This window comes from Staphylococcus sp. HMSC063A07, from assembly GCF_001836955.1.
In the GTDB taxonomy this organism is placed as follows: Bacteria; Bacillota; Bacilli; order Staphylococcales; family Staphylococcaceae; genus Staphylococcus; species Staphylococcus lugdunensis.
Genome location: NZ_KV830911.1, coordinates 92148 through 106177 on the forward strand (window position 1 = coordinate 92148; position 14030 = coordinate 106177).

The 14030-nt window shown below is 33.9% G+C and carries 14 protein-coding genes; 9 read left to right on the forward strand and 5 right to left on the reverse strand.

Annotation, left to right across the window (positions count from 1 at the left end; translation table 11 throughout):
* Nucleotides 1–248: 248 nt before the first annotated feature.
* Complete coding sequence (locus tag HMPREF2597_RS03235; RefSeq protein ID WP_002460790.1) at nucleotides 249–1745, reverse strand: DUF6583 family protein; 1497 nt, start codon at nucleotides 1743–1745, stop codon at nucleotides 249–251.
* Between the two features lie 24 nt (nucleotides 1746–1769).
* Nucleotides 1770–2366, reverse strand: a complete 597-nt coding sequence (locus HMPREF2597_RS03240; RefSeq protein WP_002460789.1) for a DUF5067 domain-containing protein — start codon at nucleotides 2364–2366, stop codon at nucleotides 1770–1772.
* Nucleotides 2367–2742: 376 nt separating this feature from the next.
* Between HMPREF2597_RS03240 and HMPREF2597_RS03245 the strand changes: the two genes are divergently transcribed.
* The 6 genes from HMPREF2597_RS03245 to HMPREF2597_RS03270 are packed head-to-tail and all read left to right on the forward strand — an operon-like array spanning nucleotide 2743 to nucleotide 8055.
* Nucleotides 2743–3426, forward strand: a complete 684-nt coding sequence (locus HMPREF2597_RS03245) for a class I SAM-dependent methyltransferase (RefSeq protein WP_002479063.1) — start codon at nucleotides 2743–2745, stop codon at nucleotides 3424–3426.
* A 5-nt stretch (nucleotides 3427–3431) separates the two neighbouring features.
* Nucleotides 3432–4985 carry an ABC transporter substrate-binding protein gene (locus HMPREF2597_RS03250; RefSeq protein WP_002479062.1) on the forward strand — a complete coding sequence of 518 codons (1554 nt, stop codon included), beginning with the start codon at nucleotides 3432–3434 and terminating at the stop codon, nucleotides 4983–4985.
* Nucleotides 4985–5935, forward strand: a complete 951-nt coding sequence (locus tag HMPREF2597_RS03255) for an ABC transporter permease (protein WP_002479061.1) — start codon at nucleotides 4985–4987, stop codon at nucleotides 5933–5935. Before HMPREF2597_RS03250 ends, HMPREF2597_RS03255 begins: the two co-directional genes overlap by 1 nt.
* Entirely contained in the window at nucleotides 5932–6702 is a 771-nt protein-coding gene (locus tag HMPREF2597_RS03260; RefSeq protein ID WP_002479060.1) for an ABC transporter permease, read from the forward strand. Before HMPREF2597_RS03255 ends, HMPREF2597_RS03260 begins: the two co-directional genes overlap by 4 nt.
* A 23-nt stretch (nucleotides 6703–6725) precedes the next feature.
* Nucleotides 6726–7442: an ATP-binding cassette domain-containing protein gene (locus HMPREF2597_RS03265; RefSeq protein WP_002479059.1), complete on the forward strand. Its 717-nt coding sequence runs from the start codon at nucleotides 6726–6728 to the stop codon at nucleotides 7440–7442.
* Nucleotides 7429–8055, forward strand: coding sequence for an ABC transporter ATP-binding protein (locus HMPREF2597_RS03270; protein WP_070817152.1), 627 nt, complete (start codon nucleotides 7429–7431; stop codon nucleotides 8053–8055). The genes HMPREF2597_RS03265 and HMPREF2597_RS03270 overlap by 14 nt, the downstream gene beginning before the upstream one ends.
* A 186-nt stretch (nucleotides 8056–8241) precedes the next feature.
* Here HMPREF2597_RS03270 and HMPREF2597_RS03275 read toward each other — a convergent pair whose 3' ends face one another.
* Complete coding sequence (locus tag HMPREF2597_RS03275) at nucleotides 8242–9882, reverse strand: alpha-keto acid decarboxylase family protein (RefSeq protein ID WP_002460779.1); 1641 nt, start codon at nucleotides 9880–9882, stop codon at nucleotides 8242–8244.
* 164 nt (nucleotides 9883–10046) lie between these two features.
* On the opposite strand from HMPREF2597_RS03275, the gene HMPREF2597_RS03280 reads away from it, so the two are divergent.
* A complete protein-coding gene (locus tag HMPREF2597_RS03280) occupies nucleotides 10047–10490 on the forward strand; it encodes a MarR family winged helix-turn-helix transcriptional regulator (RefSeq protein WP_002492441.1) in 444 nt (147 codons plus the stop codon).
* Nucleotides 10491–10687: 197 nt separating this feature from the next.
* Here the strand turns inward: HMPREF2597_RS03280 and HMPREF2597_RS03285 are convergent, their stop codons facing one another.
* A complete protein-coding gene (locus HMPREF2597_RS03285) occupies nucleotides 10688–11209 on the reverse strand; it encodes an immunodominant staphylococcal antigen IsaB family protein (RefSeq protein ID WP_002460777.1) in 522 nt (173 codons plus the stop codon).
* A 278-nt stretch (nucleotides 11210–11487) separates the two neighbouring features.
* On the opposite strand from HMPREF2597_RS03285, the gene HMPREF2597_RS03290 reads away from it, so the two are divergent.
* Together HMPREF2597_RS03290 and HMPREF2597_RS03295 are read left to right on the forward strand one after the other, a co-directional pair.
* Nucleotides 11488–12183: an ABC transporter ATP-binding protein gene (locus HMPREF2597_RS03290; protein WP_002479058.1), complete on the forward strand. Its 696-nt coding sequence runs from the start codon at nucleotides 11488–11490 to the stop codon at nucleotides 12181–12183.
* A 1-nt stretch (nucleotide 12184) separates the two neighbouring features.
* Nucleotides 12185–12952 carry an ABC transporter permease gene (locus HMPREF2597_RS03295; RefSeq protein ID WP_002479057.1) on the forward strand — a complete coding sequence of 256 codons (768 nt, stop codon included), beginning with the start codon at nucleotides 12185–12187 and terminating at the stop codon, nucleotides 12950–12952.
* Between the two features lie 188 nt (nucleotides 12953–13140).
* Here the strand turns inward: HMPREF2597_RS03295 and HMPREF2597_RS03300 are convergent, their stop codons facing one another.
* A complete protein-coding gene (locus HMPREF2597_RS03300) occupies nucleotides 13141–13656 on the reverse strand; it encodes a YceI family protein (RefSeq protein ID WP_002479056.1) in 516 nt (171 codons plus the stop codon).
* Nucleotides 13657–14030 lie beyond the last annotated feature (374 nt).

The following is a 14030-nucleotide window of genomic DNA, read 5'->3' on the forward strand; positions in this document are numbered from 1 at the left end:
GTGAGCATGCACTGCGATATGATTGTGTAGGGATTTATTATTGCAGTAGATGTGAGTCTTGGACTAGGCTCTAGACTCTAAATTGGCAGTAGTTAACTGGATTGAAAATATCGCTTATACCAATATACCAAGCTTTTTTCAATCCTAGTCAACCTTGCCAGGGCGGGACTACGAATTCATAACGAATTGTGTCCCGCTACCATCTTTGCTTTTCAGCTCATCACAGTTAACGCGTAGGTCGTAAACGTTTAATCATCTGTTACTTTTTTAATGATAGATTCTAATAGTTTTTCGCCATTTTTGCTTATTTCTTTATCTAATTTGTCAAGTTCTTTAGATGAAAGTTCACCAATATCTTTGGCTTTATCCGTATCAAAACTGATGTCTGCTTTTAACTTCGTATCACTGTTTAAAATAAAGTTAATTGGCTCGTCTTGAAGTTTGATACCAACTGTTAATTTTTGTTTTTGTTGGTTATTTTTCACATCTGTATCTAAGCTGTTGTCAAAAGTAAAGTCTTGTTTAGTTCCAGCATTGTCAAATGTGATTGTACCTTTATCATGACGTTTTGTACCGTCTTGTTTTTCTTTGTTTTCAAATGTCAATGTAGATTTATTGTAGTTGTTATCGAATGTAGCATCGTATTTATCTTTATAGTTATCGTCTTTACCAGTAGATTTACCTTTTAATGAGAATGAACCATCGTCAGTAGTGAATTTATAATCTAATGCAAGTTTGTCATCAGTGATGCTATTGTTACCAACGATTTTTACTTTTTTGTTATCTTTATCTGTTAATGTAATGTCACGTTTTAAGATTTCATGATGTTTTTCGTAAATTGTGGATGTGAATTCAATAAATTCTTTTTCTTTTGCATCTTCGGCTTTTTTGAGTGCATCTTCAATTTGTTTTTTGTATTCATCTTTAGACATTTGATTTTTCACAAGTGATTGTAGTTCTTTATCATCTTTAGCTTTTTTAAGGATGGCTAAAGTAAGTTTTTTAGTATCAGCACGGTCTAATTTTAATGTGACTTTGTTTGCTTTTTCTGTCTCACCGTCGACTTTAACTTCTTCTTTGCCTTCTTTTTTAAAGTTATCATCTTTTAAATGATCGAAGACAATATCTGTATAGCGTTTAATAATTGTATCCAAATCTTTTTGTTGTGTTTGTGTCGAACCTAAAAGTGTATTTAGATTTAAACTTTGATTCGTCACTCCTGATGATTTAAGCTGCTCTTCATCTTCTCCAGATATTTCTGCATATTGTTTCACTAACTCAGAATTTTTAACTTTGTAGTCACCTTTAAATAATGGTGCTGTAAAGTATTGAAAATTCTTATCTGCAGCCCATTGGAAATTACCCACTTCTTTATCTGCAATTGTAGGATTTACTTTGATTAATGATTTAGTATTTTTATCGTCATGACCAATAGAAGCTGTAATTTTTGTTGCATCAATGACTGATTTAGGCAATCCCATACTTTCAATGAGTTCTTTAGAAGCATCTGCACTCAAAGACATGTTTGATAAATAAGAATTATCCTTCATCTTTTCTTGGAATTTAACTTCATTATCAAAACGGTCATTAAAATAATTTTGGAATTTTTTTGCTGTTTTTTGTTCGCTCAGTAAGTATGTATTTTTTGGTGTGTTTGAAAAAATTTTATATGCACCAAATCCAATACCTGCAACGATAAGCAATATCACTACTGCTGAAATAATAATTTTAAGTTTTTTTGACATTGTGCGCCTCCTAAATAGCTTATATTAATGTTCTAATTTAATGATTTTTTTGCCTATTTCCTTGGTAGTATAACCATCAGGATTTTTGGCTTCAATCGTAATAGGTTTTTTGTCATCTTTAATTTCAAAGAATCTCACACCTGTTACTTCACCATCTTTGTTAATGTTATTGCGCATATCCTCGCCGTACTTTTTGTACAAGTCTGAGTCTTCAGCAAAACCGGTCTCTAAACGTTTTTGAACGTTTTTCGTGTCATTATAGACGTCAAATGCTTCAATAAAAGCCGTACTAGCCGTAATTTTTTCGCTAGATTTATTTTTGACCTTATAGACAATGGCTAAATTAGGATTTTTACTATCTGCATATTTATCTGGCTTAACAACCTTTGTTTCCTTAATTTCAATATCAAATTTATTTGATGTAAATTTATTATCTTTGAATTTAGCTGTAGGTTTGTTTTTGGCTTTTTCTAAACAAGAATCAACTGATTCTGATTTGTCAGTAGCCGACTTGCTTTCAGACGATTTTTTCTCAGAACTATTTGATTCTGAATGCGATTTTGATCCACATGCTGTAAGTACTAATGATGAAATGAGCAATAAACTGAATAATCTCTTCATTATATCCTCCCCAACTTATATAGAATGATGTAAGACTGAAAACAATAAATCGTATTAAAGTAGTATTATTTATGTGTTTTCGAAAATAGTATACCATTGATGTTTTTAAAAGGTAACACTTTTATTAAATTTCGTATACAAAGAAAATCTTAATTTATATAAATGACTATTCAATTTAACTCTAGTATCATTTATATATCTAAAATAATTTTTAATAATTTAAGAAAGGCCTTGCCCATCATTTGAACAAATGTTAATTAAATTCAGACAACATAAATTGTATTTAGTCAGTCCATTTTGACATTGTTATTCATTGAAAACTGTAGTACAATACAAAACGTAATAATTACGATTAAGAAATATTAAGGAGAAGAATATGAAAAACAGTTATGAACAGTGGTGGCATAAAGGACAAGAAGATGATGACACGATGGCACGTGATCATCATGATGCTTGGGATAGAACAATTGATGTCATCGCTAAAGAAGATATTATTGGAAAAACGATTTTGGATTTTGGGTGTAATCAAGGTGGCTTTTTACGACAACTATATCAAAAGGTTCCATTCAAGCAAGGTGTAGGTATTGACTTAGCTCGAAAATCTTTGCAGAAAGCAGAATTGCTAAAAGGAGATTTACCATTATCGTATGTCTTAACCGATATGCCAAGTGATACTGGCCTACAGTTTGATACAGCGATTAGTACGTCTGTATTGTATCTTATCGATGATATTCCCCAACACGCAAAAGAGTTAAAACGCGTATTAAAGCCTCAAGGTGTTTACTATGCTACGTTTGCAGATTTAACCGATAATCCAAGTTGTGATTATATGGCACAAGTCATTAATACATATGGCGCAACGCCTTCACAAAATCATTCGCTCAAACACATTGTGGACAGTTTTGTTCAGGAAGGCTTTCAAGTTAGCGTAAAGAGGGAAATGGTGCCAGACGAAATTGACTTAACCCATTATAGTGATTTTTATTTATCGCCGAGTGACTATTTGCGTACACTTTTCCAAGAATCTTACGTGATTAAAGCAACAGTGAAAGAAGGATAGTCATTATGATGAAACGACAATTATGTGCTTTAGTAACTGGGGCATTAATATTAACATCTGGTTGTTCGCAATCACAGCACAATCATAAACAAGTCACGTTGTCATTGCCAACTGAAGCAAAAGCTGCGAAGCTGGATGCACAAGGCTATGATGCTGCAATGCCAGTTTATAGTGCTGTGTATGATGCCCTTGTGCAGTATGATAAAAAGAAAACATTTAAACCTGGATTAGCACAAAAATGGGAGGTTGAAGATGGGGGTAAAACTTATCGTTTCCATTTGAAAAAAGGCGTTAAATTCTCTGATGGTAGTGATTTTGATGCGCAAGCGGTAAAATTCTCAATTGAACGTGCCAAAGCAATGAATAAAGAGACGACAGTTGAAACACTCAAACAATTAAAAAGTGTCGTCGTTAAAAATAAACATACAGTTGAAATCAACCTCAAGACACCATCCAACCAAGTGTTGAATGAATTGACACAAGTAAGGCCATTACGAATTATGAGTCCACACGCGGTAAAAGACGGCAAGGTAACAGGTCAATTTAAAGAAGCGATTGGTACGGGTGCGTTTAAAATAGGCGACGCTGGCAAAGAAAAAACAACGTTAAAACCTAATCCGTATTTTAAAGGCAATAAACCACTAAATTATGATTTAGTCTTCCAAACAATTGAAGATGGTGATGCTCGTCAATCCGCTATTCAAAGTGGGGCAGTTGATATTACTGGCGGTGCCTTGGGTATGTTGACTGATGCACAAATTAAACAAGCAAAATCTACCCAAAAGTTATCGGTATCAGAAAATCCTAGTACAGTCAGCCATTTTATAGCTTTTAATCCAGAAAATAAACAATTGCAACATAAAGATTTAAGACAAGCTATTAGTGAAAGTATTCAGACAAAAGCGCTATCATCTCAACCATTAAAAGGCCTATTTCAACGAGATGTACAATATGTAACGGCGCAAAATCAACAGCAACATCGTTTTGATAAAAAAGCGGCACAACACGCATTTGAACAGGCAGGCTATCATCGCAACAAGCAAGGCATGTATGAAAAAGATGGTCAAGTATTAACATTTAATCTAGTGATTCAAACTGCAGAATTTCCGAATTGGAAAGATAAAGCTGAACAAGTTCAAGCCAATCTTAAAGCGGTTGGAGTTAAAGTAAATATTAAGCACTTAGATGCCCAATCGTATTACGATACTTTATGGACAAAGAAAGATTATGATTTGATTTTCTATCGCACGTATTCGGATGCATTAATGCCATATAACTTCATGAACTCAGTGTTTAAAAATAATGGCGATAAACCAGGCGTTTTAGCTAATGATAAAGTCTTAACGCAACAGTTAGAAGCATTTCCTAAAGAAATAGATAAGCAATCACAAAAAAAGGCTTTTAATCATATCTTTAAGCACTTTAATCAACAATATTATGGTGTGCCTATCGCGTATCCAAACGAAACATTCGTAACAAGTGACAAAATAAAGTCCTTTAAATTTTCAGGTCTAACGGATGCACCTGTAGACTATAAAAAGCTGGAAGTTAATCAATAATGTGGCAGCGTACATATAAATTATTTGGCTATCTTATTGTAAGTTCGCTTATCATTTTTATTTTAGTAGAACAAACGGCAGGTAACCCAGCCATTTTATATTTACAACGCCATGGCTATACTCAAATGACACAACAACAAATTGATATGGCACAACATCATTTGGGGTTAGGACGCCATATTTTGTTGCGCTATTTGGATTGGTTAGGTCATGCATTAATTGGGGACTTGGGGTATAGCTTTAGTACGCAAGAACCTGTTATGAATCTCATTGCTAATGCACTTAAACCTACATGGATATTAATGAGTTGGGCTACAGTACTCATGTTACCTTTAGGGGTAGGATTAGGCTACTGCGTTGGTATGCTGCCACATGCTCGTATAGCACAAAGCTTACGCTATATTTCCCAGGTGATAACATCGATGCCAGAATATTGGATAGCCATTGTCGCTATTTATTATATGGGTGTCAAATGGCAGTTACTTCCTTTTGTAGGTAGTGCATCTTGGCAAAATTACCTATTGCCTGTTGGCATCATGATTATAGTAGAAGGAAGTCATCTCTTATTGATGACAGCGCATCTTATTGCGCAGACTAGACAGGATGATACCTACCAATTAATAAAGTTACGACAAGCAACTTGGAAGGCACGTATTTATTGCCAATTTAAAGTTATCTTCGCGCCATTGATGACGATTGTCGTCAATAGTATTATTCATTTGTTTAGTAGAGCTGTAATCTTAGAAGTGATCTTTAGTATGTCGGGATTAGGAAAACTGCTAATTACAGCAATTAATCAACGAGATTATCCACTTATTCAAGGCATTATTATGTTGATTATTGTCGTCATTATGTTGCTTAATTATTTGGGAGATATATTGATATTAAAAAGTGATCCTCGAATTCAGCGATTGCGTGCTAATAAATCAAAAGTGAGAGGTGCACGATGAAATATTCACATGTTAATTGGCAATGGAGGATCATAGGTGTCAGTCTCATAGGAGCACTGTATATTGCTGTTTTTGGGTGGAATAGTAAACCTAGTGAACACTTAGCGCCGCCTTCTTTGCAACATTTATTGGGAACCGATCAGTTAGGCAGAGATATGTTTACACGTATGATTATAGGAAGTGGTGTTACTTTAGGTTTAACCGTCGTCGTAGTGGTTTTAAGTGTCAGTATAGGTTTGATTTTTGGCATGATGGCAGGCCTAATGGGACGTTGGTTCGACAAACTATGTATGTTCGTAGCTGACTTATTATTAGCAATACCCTCATTCATTATTGCGCTCGTTATTTTAGGGCTAGTTAGTGATTCAATGATTGGGTTATTATGTGCATTAGTTATAGGCTGGCTAGGGCGCTATTTACGTTATTTTCGTAATCTTACACGTGATATTCAAAAAGAACCATTTATTCAATACGCAGTTTTAAGTGGTAATTCTAACGTTCAAACGCTGTATGCGCATATGTTACCACATTTATTAAGTAAAATTATGGCGTTAGTAACGGCAGATTTTGGAAAAATAATGCTGAGTATTTCAGGATTAGCTTTTTTAGGTTTAGGTGTTAAACCGCCTATTCCCGAACTTGGCACTATTTTATTTGACGGTAAAAGTTATTTAACGATTGCACCATGGTTATTCTTCTTCCCTGGTATTTTGTTAGGAGGTTATGCCTTATTATTTCAAATCATCAACAACAAAATCATCAAGTAGATCGAATAATACAAGTTAAGTCATTGAGTATCTATCATAAAGATAAAACCTTGATTTCATCGTTATCGCTTGAGGTAGAACGGTACAGTTTTCATTGTATTGTTGGTGAAAGTGGTAGTGGTAAATCGCTATTGGTTCGCAGTATTTTACACATGACTGATGATCAGTTGACATATCAAGGTAATGTGGACATTGATTTACTACATGCCGATGCCATGTTTCAAGATGCTAATAGTAATTTGTTTCAAAATATTACAATCAAGCAGCATATTGCAATGTTATATGATGCAAAAAAATCAACACTATCACGAGCAGAACAATATCAAGAGGTAAAAACAATGATGACACGTTTAGGTTTAGAACAACCTGAACAACTTTTACAATACTATCCGTTCGAACTAAGTGGCGGTATGGCTCAACGCGTGGCATTTATACTGTCATTAATTCGTAATCCACAATGTTTGATTTTAGATGAGCCGACAAGTGCCTTGGATGTGCAAAATCGTACTAAGTTTATGCAGCAGTTAATGCATATTATTTCAGAAAGAAAGATGACGGTTATTTTTGTGACACATGACTTGAGCTTAGTAAAAGATTACGCTACGCATGTCAGTATTATGCAACATGGTCAAATTATTGAAAGTGGGCAGGCGCAACAGGTGATGCATCATCCTGAGCGACACTATACACAAACACTGATTCGTACAGCAGAGCGGAGGGAAGCTTATGCTACAGGTTGATCATATTAATAAAACGATACAAGGGCGCATAATATTGGAAGATATTTCTTTTGATTTAGCACAAGGGAATCTTATTATCAGTGGACCAAGCGGATGTGGGAAATCGACATTAGCACATATAATTGCAGGATTAGATAAACAATATACCGGTTCTTTAAGATTAGATGGAAGGTTAATGCATGATTACAAAACGAAACAATGGATGCGTGATATTCAATATGTGCCACAATATCAGCGTACAAGTATGGATCCACGACAAACCGTTGAAGCGGTATTAACCGAGCCGTTAAAACGGTTTGGTATACCAAAGACGTTACATGCTTCACGTGTTGATAACGTTTTATCGCAATGTCAATTATCTTCACAATTGCTACAACAGCGTGTATCCACATTGAGTGGTGGTCAATTTCAGCGCGTATGGATTGCCAAAGCGTTAATCATTCAACCTAAACTATTGATTTTAGATGAAGCGACAACGAATTTAGATGTTGTTAATGAAGACTTAATTTTACAAATGTTGCAATCACTTACGGATATACAATTGCTGATTATTTCTCATGACCCTTATGTGATTCAACAATTTGAAGCACAGCATCTCTCTTTAACACAATAAATAAAGTTATTCACTGTTTCACGTGAAAAAGGGGGCGGGACTATGAATTCATAGTCCCGCCCCGGCAAGGTTGACTGGATTGAAAAAGCTTGGGATAAGGCTTATTTTCAATCCAGACAACTACTACCAATATATATCGTTTATAGCCTAAAACATAATTATGGCTCAAACTTTTTTATATTTAGCTTATTTATTTTGTGAGGCGAAAGCTTCTGCAATGTTCGCAAGTTTTTCAGGCGCATCCTCAGCTGCCATTGTAACTTCGACATAATGCATGACATCACTTTCTGCATTTATCTCATCAAATGTTCGTTTTAAATCATTTGAAGTGTGTACATCATGTATGGCTACATTATCGCCACCAAACACTGCTGGTAAGGCTTTGTAGTCCCACATATGGATATCATTATAAGGTGCTTTCATGCCATGAATAAGACGTTCTACAGTATAACCATCATTGTTGATTACAAAAATGATTGGTTTTAACTGGTTACGAATCATCGTTGATAAACCTTGAACCGTTAATTGTAGAGAACCATCACCAATAAGTAAGATATTTCTACGCGTTGTATCAGCCATTTGACTACCTATTGTAGCGGGCAAAGTATAACCAATAGAACCCCAAAGCGGTTGGCCGATAAAGTCAACATTTTTATATAATGCTAAGTCGTAAGCACCAAAGAAAGATGTGCCTTGCTCTGCAAGTAAAACATCATCAGGCTGTAAGAAGTCTTGAATCATATTAAAGTATGTTTCTTGTGTAAGTGGCTCATCTGATAATGTGTAAGAATGTGCTTTAGGTCTTACATATGATGAATACGTACCTTTGTTATGGTAATCCATCTCTAATAGCCCATGTAACATATCAGGCAATGAGACCTCGTTATTTTGAGTATCTCCTAGTTTGAAATTGTGATGATTAATCATGACGACATCTTCAATGTCAAAGTCGTAAGAGAAACCGCCTGTTGCTGAATCCGTAAGTTTAGCACCTATATTTAATATCGCATCACTGTTATTTACATAGTCACGTACATTATCTTCAGCAAATTTACCGTCAAAAATACCAAGGTAATGAGGGTTTTCTTCATTAAAAGCGCCTTTACCTAAAGATAATTGAGCGACAGGAATGTTGGTCTGATTCACGAGTTGTTCAAGCGCATCATGAAGATGGAAACTATTGATTTCATGACCTGCAATAATGACAGGGTTTGAAGCGGATTGTAGTTTTTGTTGAATGAGTTTAATGTATTCTGAAACATCATGTTGTTTTGGATTTTGAAGTTTAAATGGTTCTGTAACTTCAATTTCTGTCATAGCTACATCAATTGGTAAATGGATGTGAACAGGTCGACGCTCTTGAAGGGAAGCATTAATTAATCTTGGTATTTCAGTTGTCGCGTTCTCTGGTGTAATGTAACCTTGTGCAGTTGTAATATGTGAAAACATTTTTTGATAATCATCAAAAGTACCTTCACCTAATGAATGGTGGACATATTTTTTTGCTTGTTCTACGGCACGTGTTGGCGCACCTGTAATGGCAATGACAGGCACACGCTCCGCATAAGAACCGGCAATGCCATTAACAGCACTAAGTTCACCAACACCAAAGGTAGTTACTAAAGCGCTTACACCTTTGAGGCGGGCATAACCATCTGCAGCATAACTCGCATTGAGTTCATTTGTATTGCCAACCCATTGCAAATGTTCATGAGCAACAATGTCATCTAAAAATGCCAGATTAAAGTCACCTGGAACACCAAATACTCTATCTGCACCAGCTTGATAAATTGCGTCCATTAAATATTGTCCTACACGTTGTTTCATAATTCATTCCACCTTTATCTCTTTTTTCTACACTTTGAATGATAATACTTTTTTATTGATAGGTCAACATAATTGACCTATCGAAAATATTTCGAACTTTAATGACGTGAGACCAAAAGTTTACTATAATGACGTTATTCTACTTTATAGAAAGTGACGTAAAAATGATGAACAAAAATGATTATGAACACATGTTATTTTATTTTGCCTACAAAACCTTCACATTAACTGCAAATGAAATTATCGAACAATATGGTATGAGTCGGCAACACCATAGATTTCTTTTCTTTATTAATAAATTGCCCGGTATTACCATAAAAGAATTATTGCAGACATTAGAAATTTCTAAGCAAGGTTCACATGCGACACTGAAAAAGTTAAAAGATAAACAATTAATTTTTGAACAACCTTCTAAACACGACCGGCGTGTGAAACAACTTTATACAACTGAAGAGGGTGAAGCCTTGATTGCCACTTTAAACAAAGCACAAGATGAGTTAATACAGCAGACAATAAAAAAAGTTGGTACGGATTGGTATGCGATTATGGAAGAATTGGCTTCCTATCGACAAGGATTTAAAAATGTAAAACACCTTAAAGATGAATAAAAAAGCACACAGCAGAAATGGTTTAGTATACGTATAATATACGGTTAACAAAATATTAAGTCAGACTTCGGGTTGTGTGCGCGTACTGTGCACGGTCACTAACAATAAAAAATTGAACGCGCGCTTATTCTCAAAGAGGGTAAGCGCGCGTCATTTGTCAGTAGTTATTGATTATAAAACATATATTGAGGTGATGGTTAATAACCAATGCTACCATAAGTAATATCGACATGTGTAACTCTGTTGTTATGGTTTACGGTAAATAAGACACGTGGTGTCTCCAGAGATGGTCGATAATCATAGACTGCTTTTACTTTTTTACTAGGTTTCGGTGGACCGACCTTTTTTAAAGCTTTACCGTAAGCATTTTTGAGTTGTGCTGTTGTGAGTTTACCTGTTACATCAAATGAGACGGTTGAAGCACTTTTACCTGATTTAGTAACTCCAGAAAAGGTTTGATCATAAAGCTTTACAGTTTTAGTTCCTTTTGTTGGTACAATTTTTTTGCCGTTAAAGGTAATATTTTTATATTTTATACCATTTTTGAACTCATGAGTTAACAAGAAACTAGGGTTATAACCTGCATATCCATGATAAGTATAATATGGAGTTATTGCTGCATGGGATACATGTTGAGCATTCGTACTAATCGCATTTACGCCGAGGACAGAACCGAAAACAAGGGTACTAGATAATACTAACTTTGTCATTTTATTCATGTTCGTTCACTCCTTAAATTTGATATAGCAGTTATTACATCTTCATATTACAAAATAGTTACAAAAATTGCAAACGATTACAAAAAATGTAAAATGACATAGTTGTATTTAGTTTAAATAATTTTTCTTAAATTAACCTTAAATATACAATCAATTATCAATTTAATACATATTTTATGTTATGGTCATACTGTATCACTTTTTATTTAGATGTAGCTAATGATGATATGAGAATTGGCTTAAAGTGTTACTTATTATTCAATGGAGGAGATGACAGAGTGAGCGTTTTAACAGTAGATAACATATCGAAGAAAATAAATTCGAAAACGATTCTCCAAGATGTTTCTTTTAACTTGGAAAAAGGTGAAATTGTAGGCCTTGTTGGTGCGAACGGCGCAGGTAAAACGTCATTAATGAAAGTTATACTTGGATATTCCAATTACCAAAAAGGACACTATAAAGTTGTTGATAGTGGCAGTAAAAGAAGTAGTATAGGTGCTTTAATTGAAAGCCCTGGAGTCTACCCATTTATGTCTGGATACGATAATTTAAAATTGTTAAATGAATCGAAGGATAATTCAGATATTGATGATATTGTCACTAAATTGAAAATGAAAGACTATATACATAATAAGGCTAAAACATATTCACTAGGTATGAAACAAAAGCTCGGTATCGCAATTGCTTTTTTAAATGACCCAAAGCTGATTATATTGGATGAACCTATGAATGGTTTAGATCCTAGAGCAGTTAGAGATGTGCGTAATCTTATTTTAGATAAAGCACAGCAAGGTATTACGTTCTTAATTTCCAGTCATATGCTAAGCGAATTAGTAAAGATAACAGATGCTATTTTAATTATTGATGAAGGTAAAATCGTTAAAGAAACAACGCGGGAAGAAATTGAGCAACATGATGCTGAAAATTTTGAAACGGTGCTCTTAGACATTATTGATAAGGAGGGCGACGCATAATATGGGTTCTTTAATTAAACAAGAATGTTTCAAATTAAGTAAAAAGAAATCGACGTGGATTTGGCCAATCGTTATTATAGCAATAATGTTTACATTACTTTTCATTTCCCAAAATAGTGATATCATGTCTAGCGAAGGCCTTATTCAAGGTGGTTTTTCAGGATTTTATTGGGTGGTCATTTTAATGATTGTACAAGCAAGTACGATTATTTCAATGGAATTTCATTATGAAACAATTAAAAATGTATTGTACCGTAATTATTCACGTACGAGCATTGTTATTAGTAAGGTTATTACATTAGTAATATATTCACTTATCTGCTTTATTGGGGTCATTGCTGTGACGTTACTCCTATATGCTATTAGCTTTAATGATATTGATTTATTGGCTCCACACGGTAGTCAGCCACCACTGTTAAATGAAATGTTACTTTTAGCAGTAGCTGATTTTGTAACCATGTGGCTTGTGCTAAGTTTGACTTTACTGATTTCATGTGCGATGAAAGGTCCGACACTTTCGATTACTATAGGCATCTTTTTTTATTTTGTAATGTCATTTGTCGCAGCATTATTAACATATTTTAATGGCAAATGGGAATGGTTTAAATGGAATCCGCTAAATATGATTATGTTACCTCAACAAATTGTAGATAATGATTTTAAGGAAATGAGTCACTTAGAATTACATGAATTGTTTATTGGTAATATTGTTTATATCGTTATTTTCTTAGTATTATTAGTTTTTGTTTTTAAAAAGAAAAATGTGTAACTTCGATATATAGATAAAAGTCAAAGCTATCGTTTGTGAGAAGTGTGTCACAAGCGATAGCTTTATTTAGTGTTAAAATTTTTATTAATTATTAAAAACAAGTCCATCTATTATTGGGATATACGCATATACCAAACTAAACATACTATTGAGATGTTATCTCAGTTTATAAAATGTTTATGACTGAATTACTCTTGAATACTAAACTCTGCTGACGCTTCGAATTTCACTTCTTTACCTAACATAACGCCACCAGTTTCTAAAGCTTGGTTAAAGCTAACGCCATATTTTTCTCTATCAATTTTACCAGAAACCACAAAGCCAGTAACTTGTTCACCGTTCATAGGATTTTTACTTACGCCATTAAATTCTAAATCGAATGTTTCTTCGTGTGTTTCGCCTTTAATTGTTAAATCACCGACAACTTTATCGTCTTTCACTTCTTTAGTTACAAAAGTGATTTTGTCATATTCATCCGTTGCGAAGAAATCACCTGATCTTAAGTGGTTATCTCTATCTTCATTTTTTGTATCTATAGATTTAGGGTCAATTGTAGCAGTTGCTTTTAATGAGCTAAGATTATTAATGTCACCTTCAACGGTTACATCGATGTCATTAAATGTTCCTTTTACTTTTGATACCATTAAATGTTTGATTTGAAATTCAATACTGCTGTGTACTTTATCGAAATTAAATTGAGTCATAAATAAATACCTCCTAATTTTATTTTAATATATTTTGTATATTTGATATAAATAATGTATCACATGTTCTAAACTTTGTACACTAAAATGTATCGAAATGCGATTAATTTAAAAACATTGTCACTATTGACTTAACCCATTTATGTAAACTTAAACATAAAAACTACAAATCAAAATGTGTTGTATGGCGTAGTTTATCGTAGTATGTATAGTTTCTATTAAACTGTTAATTTCAATATGGATTATTTTGCTATCTAATTAAGTAACTGATTTATTGTGATGGTAGCAGTTATATTTGTAGTAGGTCTGAATAGTAAATAATAATAAGGTGTAAAATGTTACAGTTTTCACAATACTTCGTATTGAATGGCTTC

Excerpts from the sequence above, each read along its gene's own strand:
- HMPREF2597_RS03295 (WP_002479057.1), top strand. The coding sequence starts at position 12,185 with ATGGGTTCTTTAATTAAACAAGAATGTTTCAAATTAAGTAAAAAGAAA.
- HMPREF2597_RS03275 (WP_002460779.1), bottom strand. The coding sequence starts at position 9,882 with ATGAAACAACGTGTAGGACAATATTTAATGGACGCAATTTATCAAGCT.
- HMPREF2597_RS03285 (WP_002460777.1), bottom strand. The coding sequence starts at position 11,209 with ATGAATAAAATGACAAAGTTAGTATTATCTAGTACCCTTGTTTTCGGT.
- HMPREF2597_RS03300 (WP_002479056.1), bottom strand. The coding sequence starts at position 13,656 with ATGACTCAATTTAATTTCGATAAAGTACACAGCAGTATTGAATTTCAA.
- HMPREF2597_RS03250 (WP_002479062.1), top strand. The coding sequence starts at position 3,432 with ATGATGAAACGACAATTATGTGCTTTAGTAACTGGGGCATTAATATTA.
- HMPREF2597_RS03255 (WP_002479061.1), top strand. The coding sequence starts at position 4,985 with ATGTGGCAGCGTACATATAAATTATTTGGCTATCTTATTGTAAGTTCG.
- HMPREF2597_RS03240 (WP_002460789.1), bottom strand. The coding sequence starts at position 2,366 with ATGAAGAGATTATTCAGTTTATTGCTCATTTCATCATTAGTACTTACA.
- HMPREF2597_RS03245 (WP_002479063.1), top strand. The coding sequence starts at position 2,743 with ATGAAAAACAGTTATGAACAGTGGTGGCATAAAGGACAAGAAGATGAT.
- HMPREF2597_RS03270 (WP_070817152.1), top strand. The coding sequence starts at position 7,429 with ATGCTACAGGTTGATCATATTAATAAAACGATACAAGGGCGCATAATA.
- HMPREF2597_RS03280 (WP_002492441.1), top strand. The coding sequence starts at position 10,047 with ATGATGAACAAAAATGATTATGAACACATGTTATTTTATTTTGCCTAC.
- HMPREF2597_RS03235 (WP_002460790.1), bottom strand. The coding sequence starts at position 1,745 with ATGTCAAAAAAACTTAAAATTATTATTTCAGCAGTAGTGATATTGCTT.
- HMPREF2597_RS03260 (WP_002479060.1), top strand. The coding sequence starts at position 5,932 with ATGAAATATTCACATGTTAATTGGCAATGGAGGATCATAGGTGTCAGT.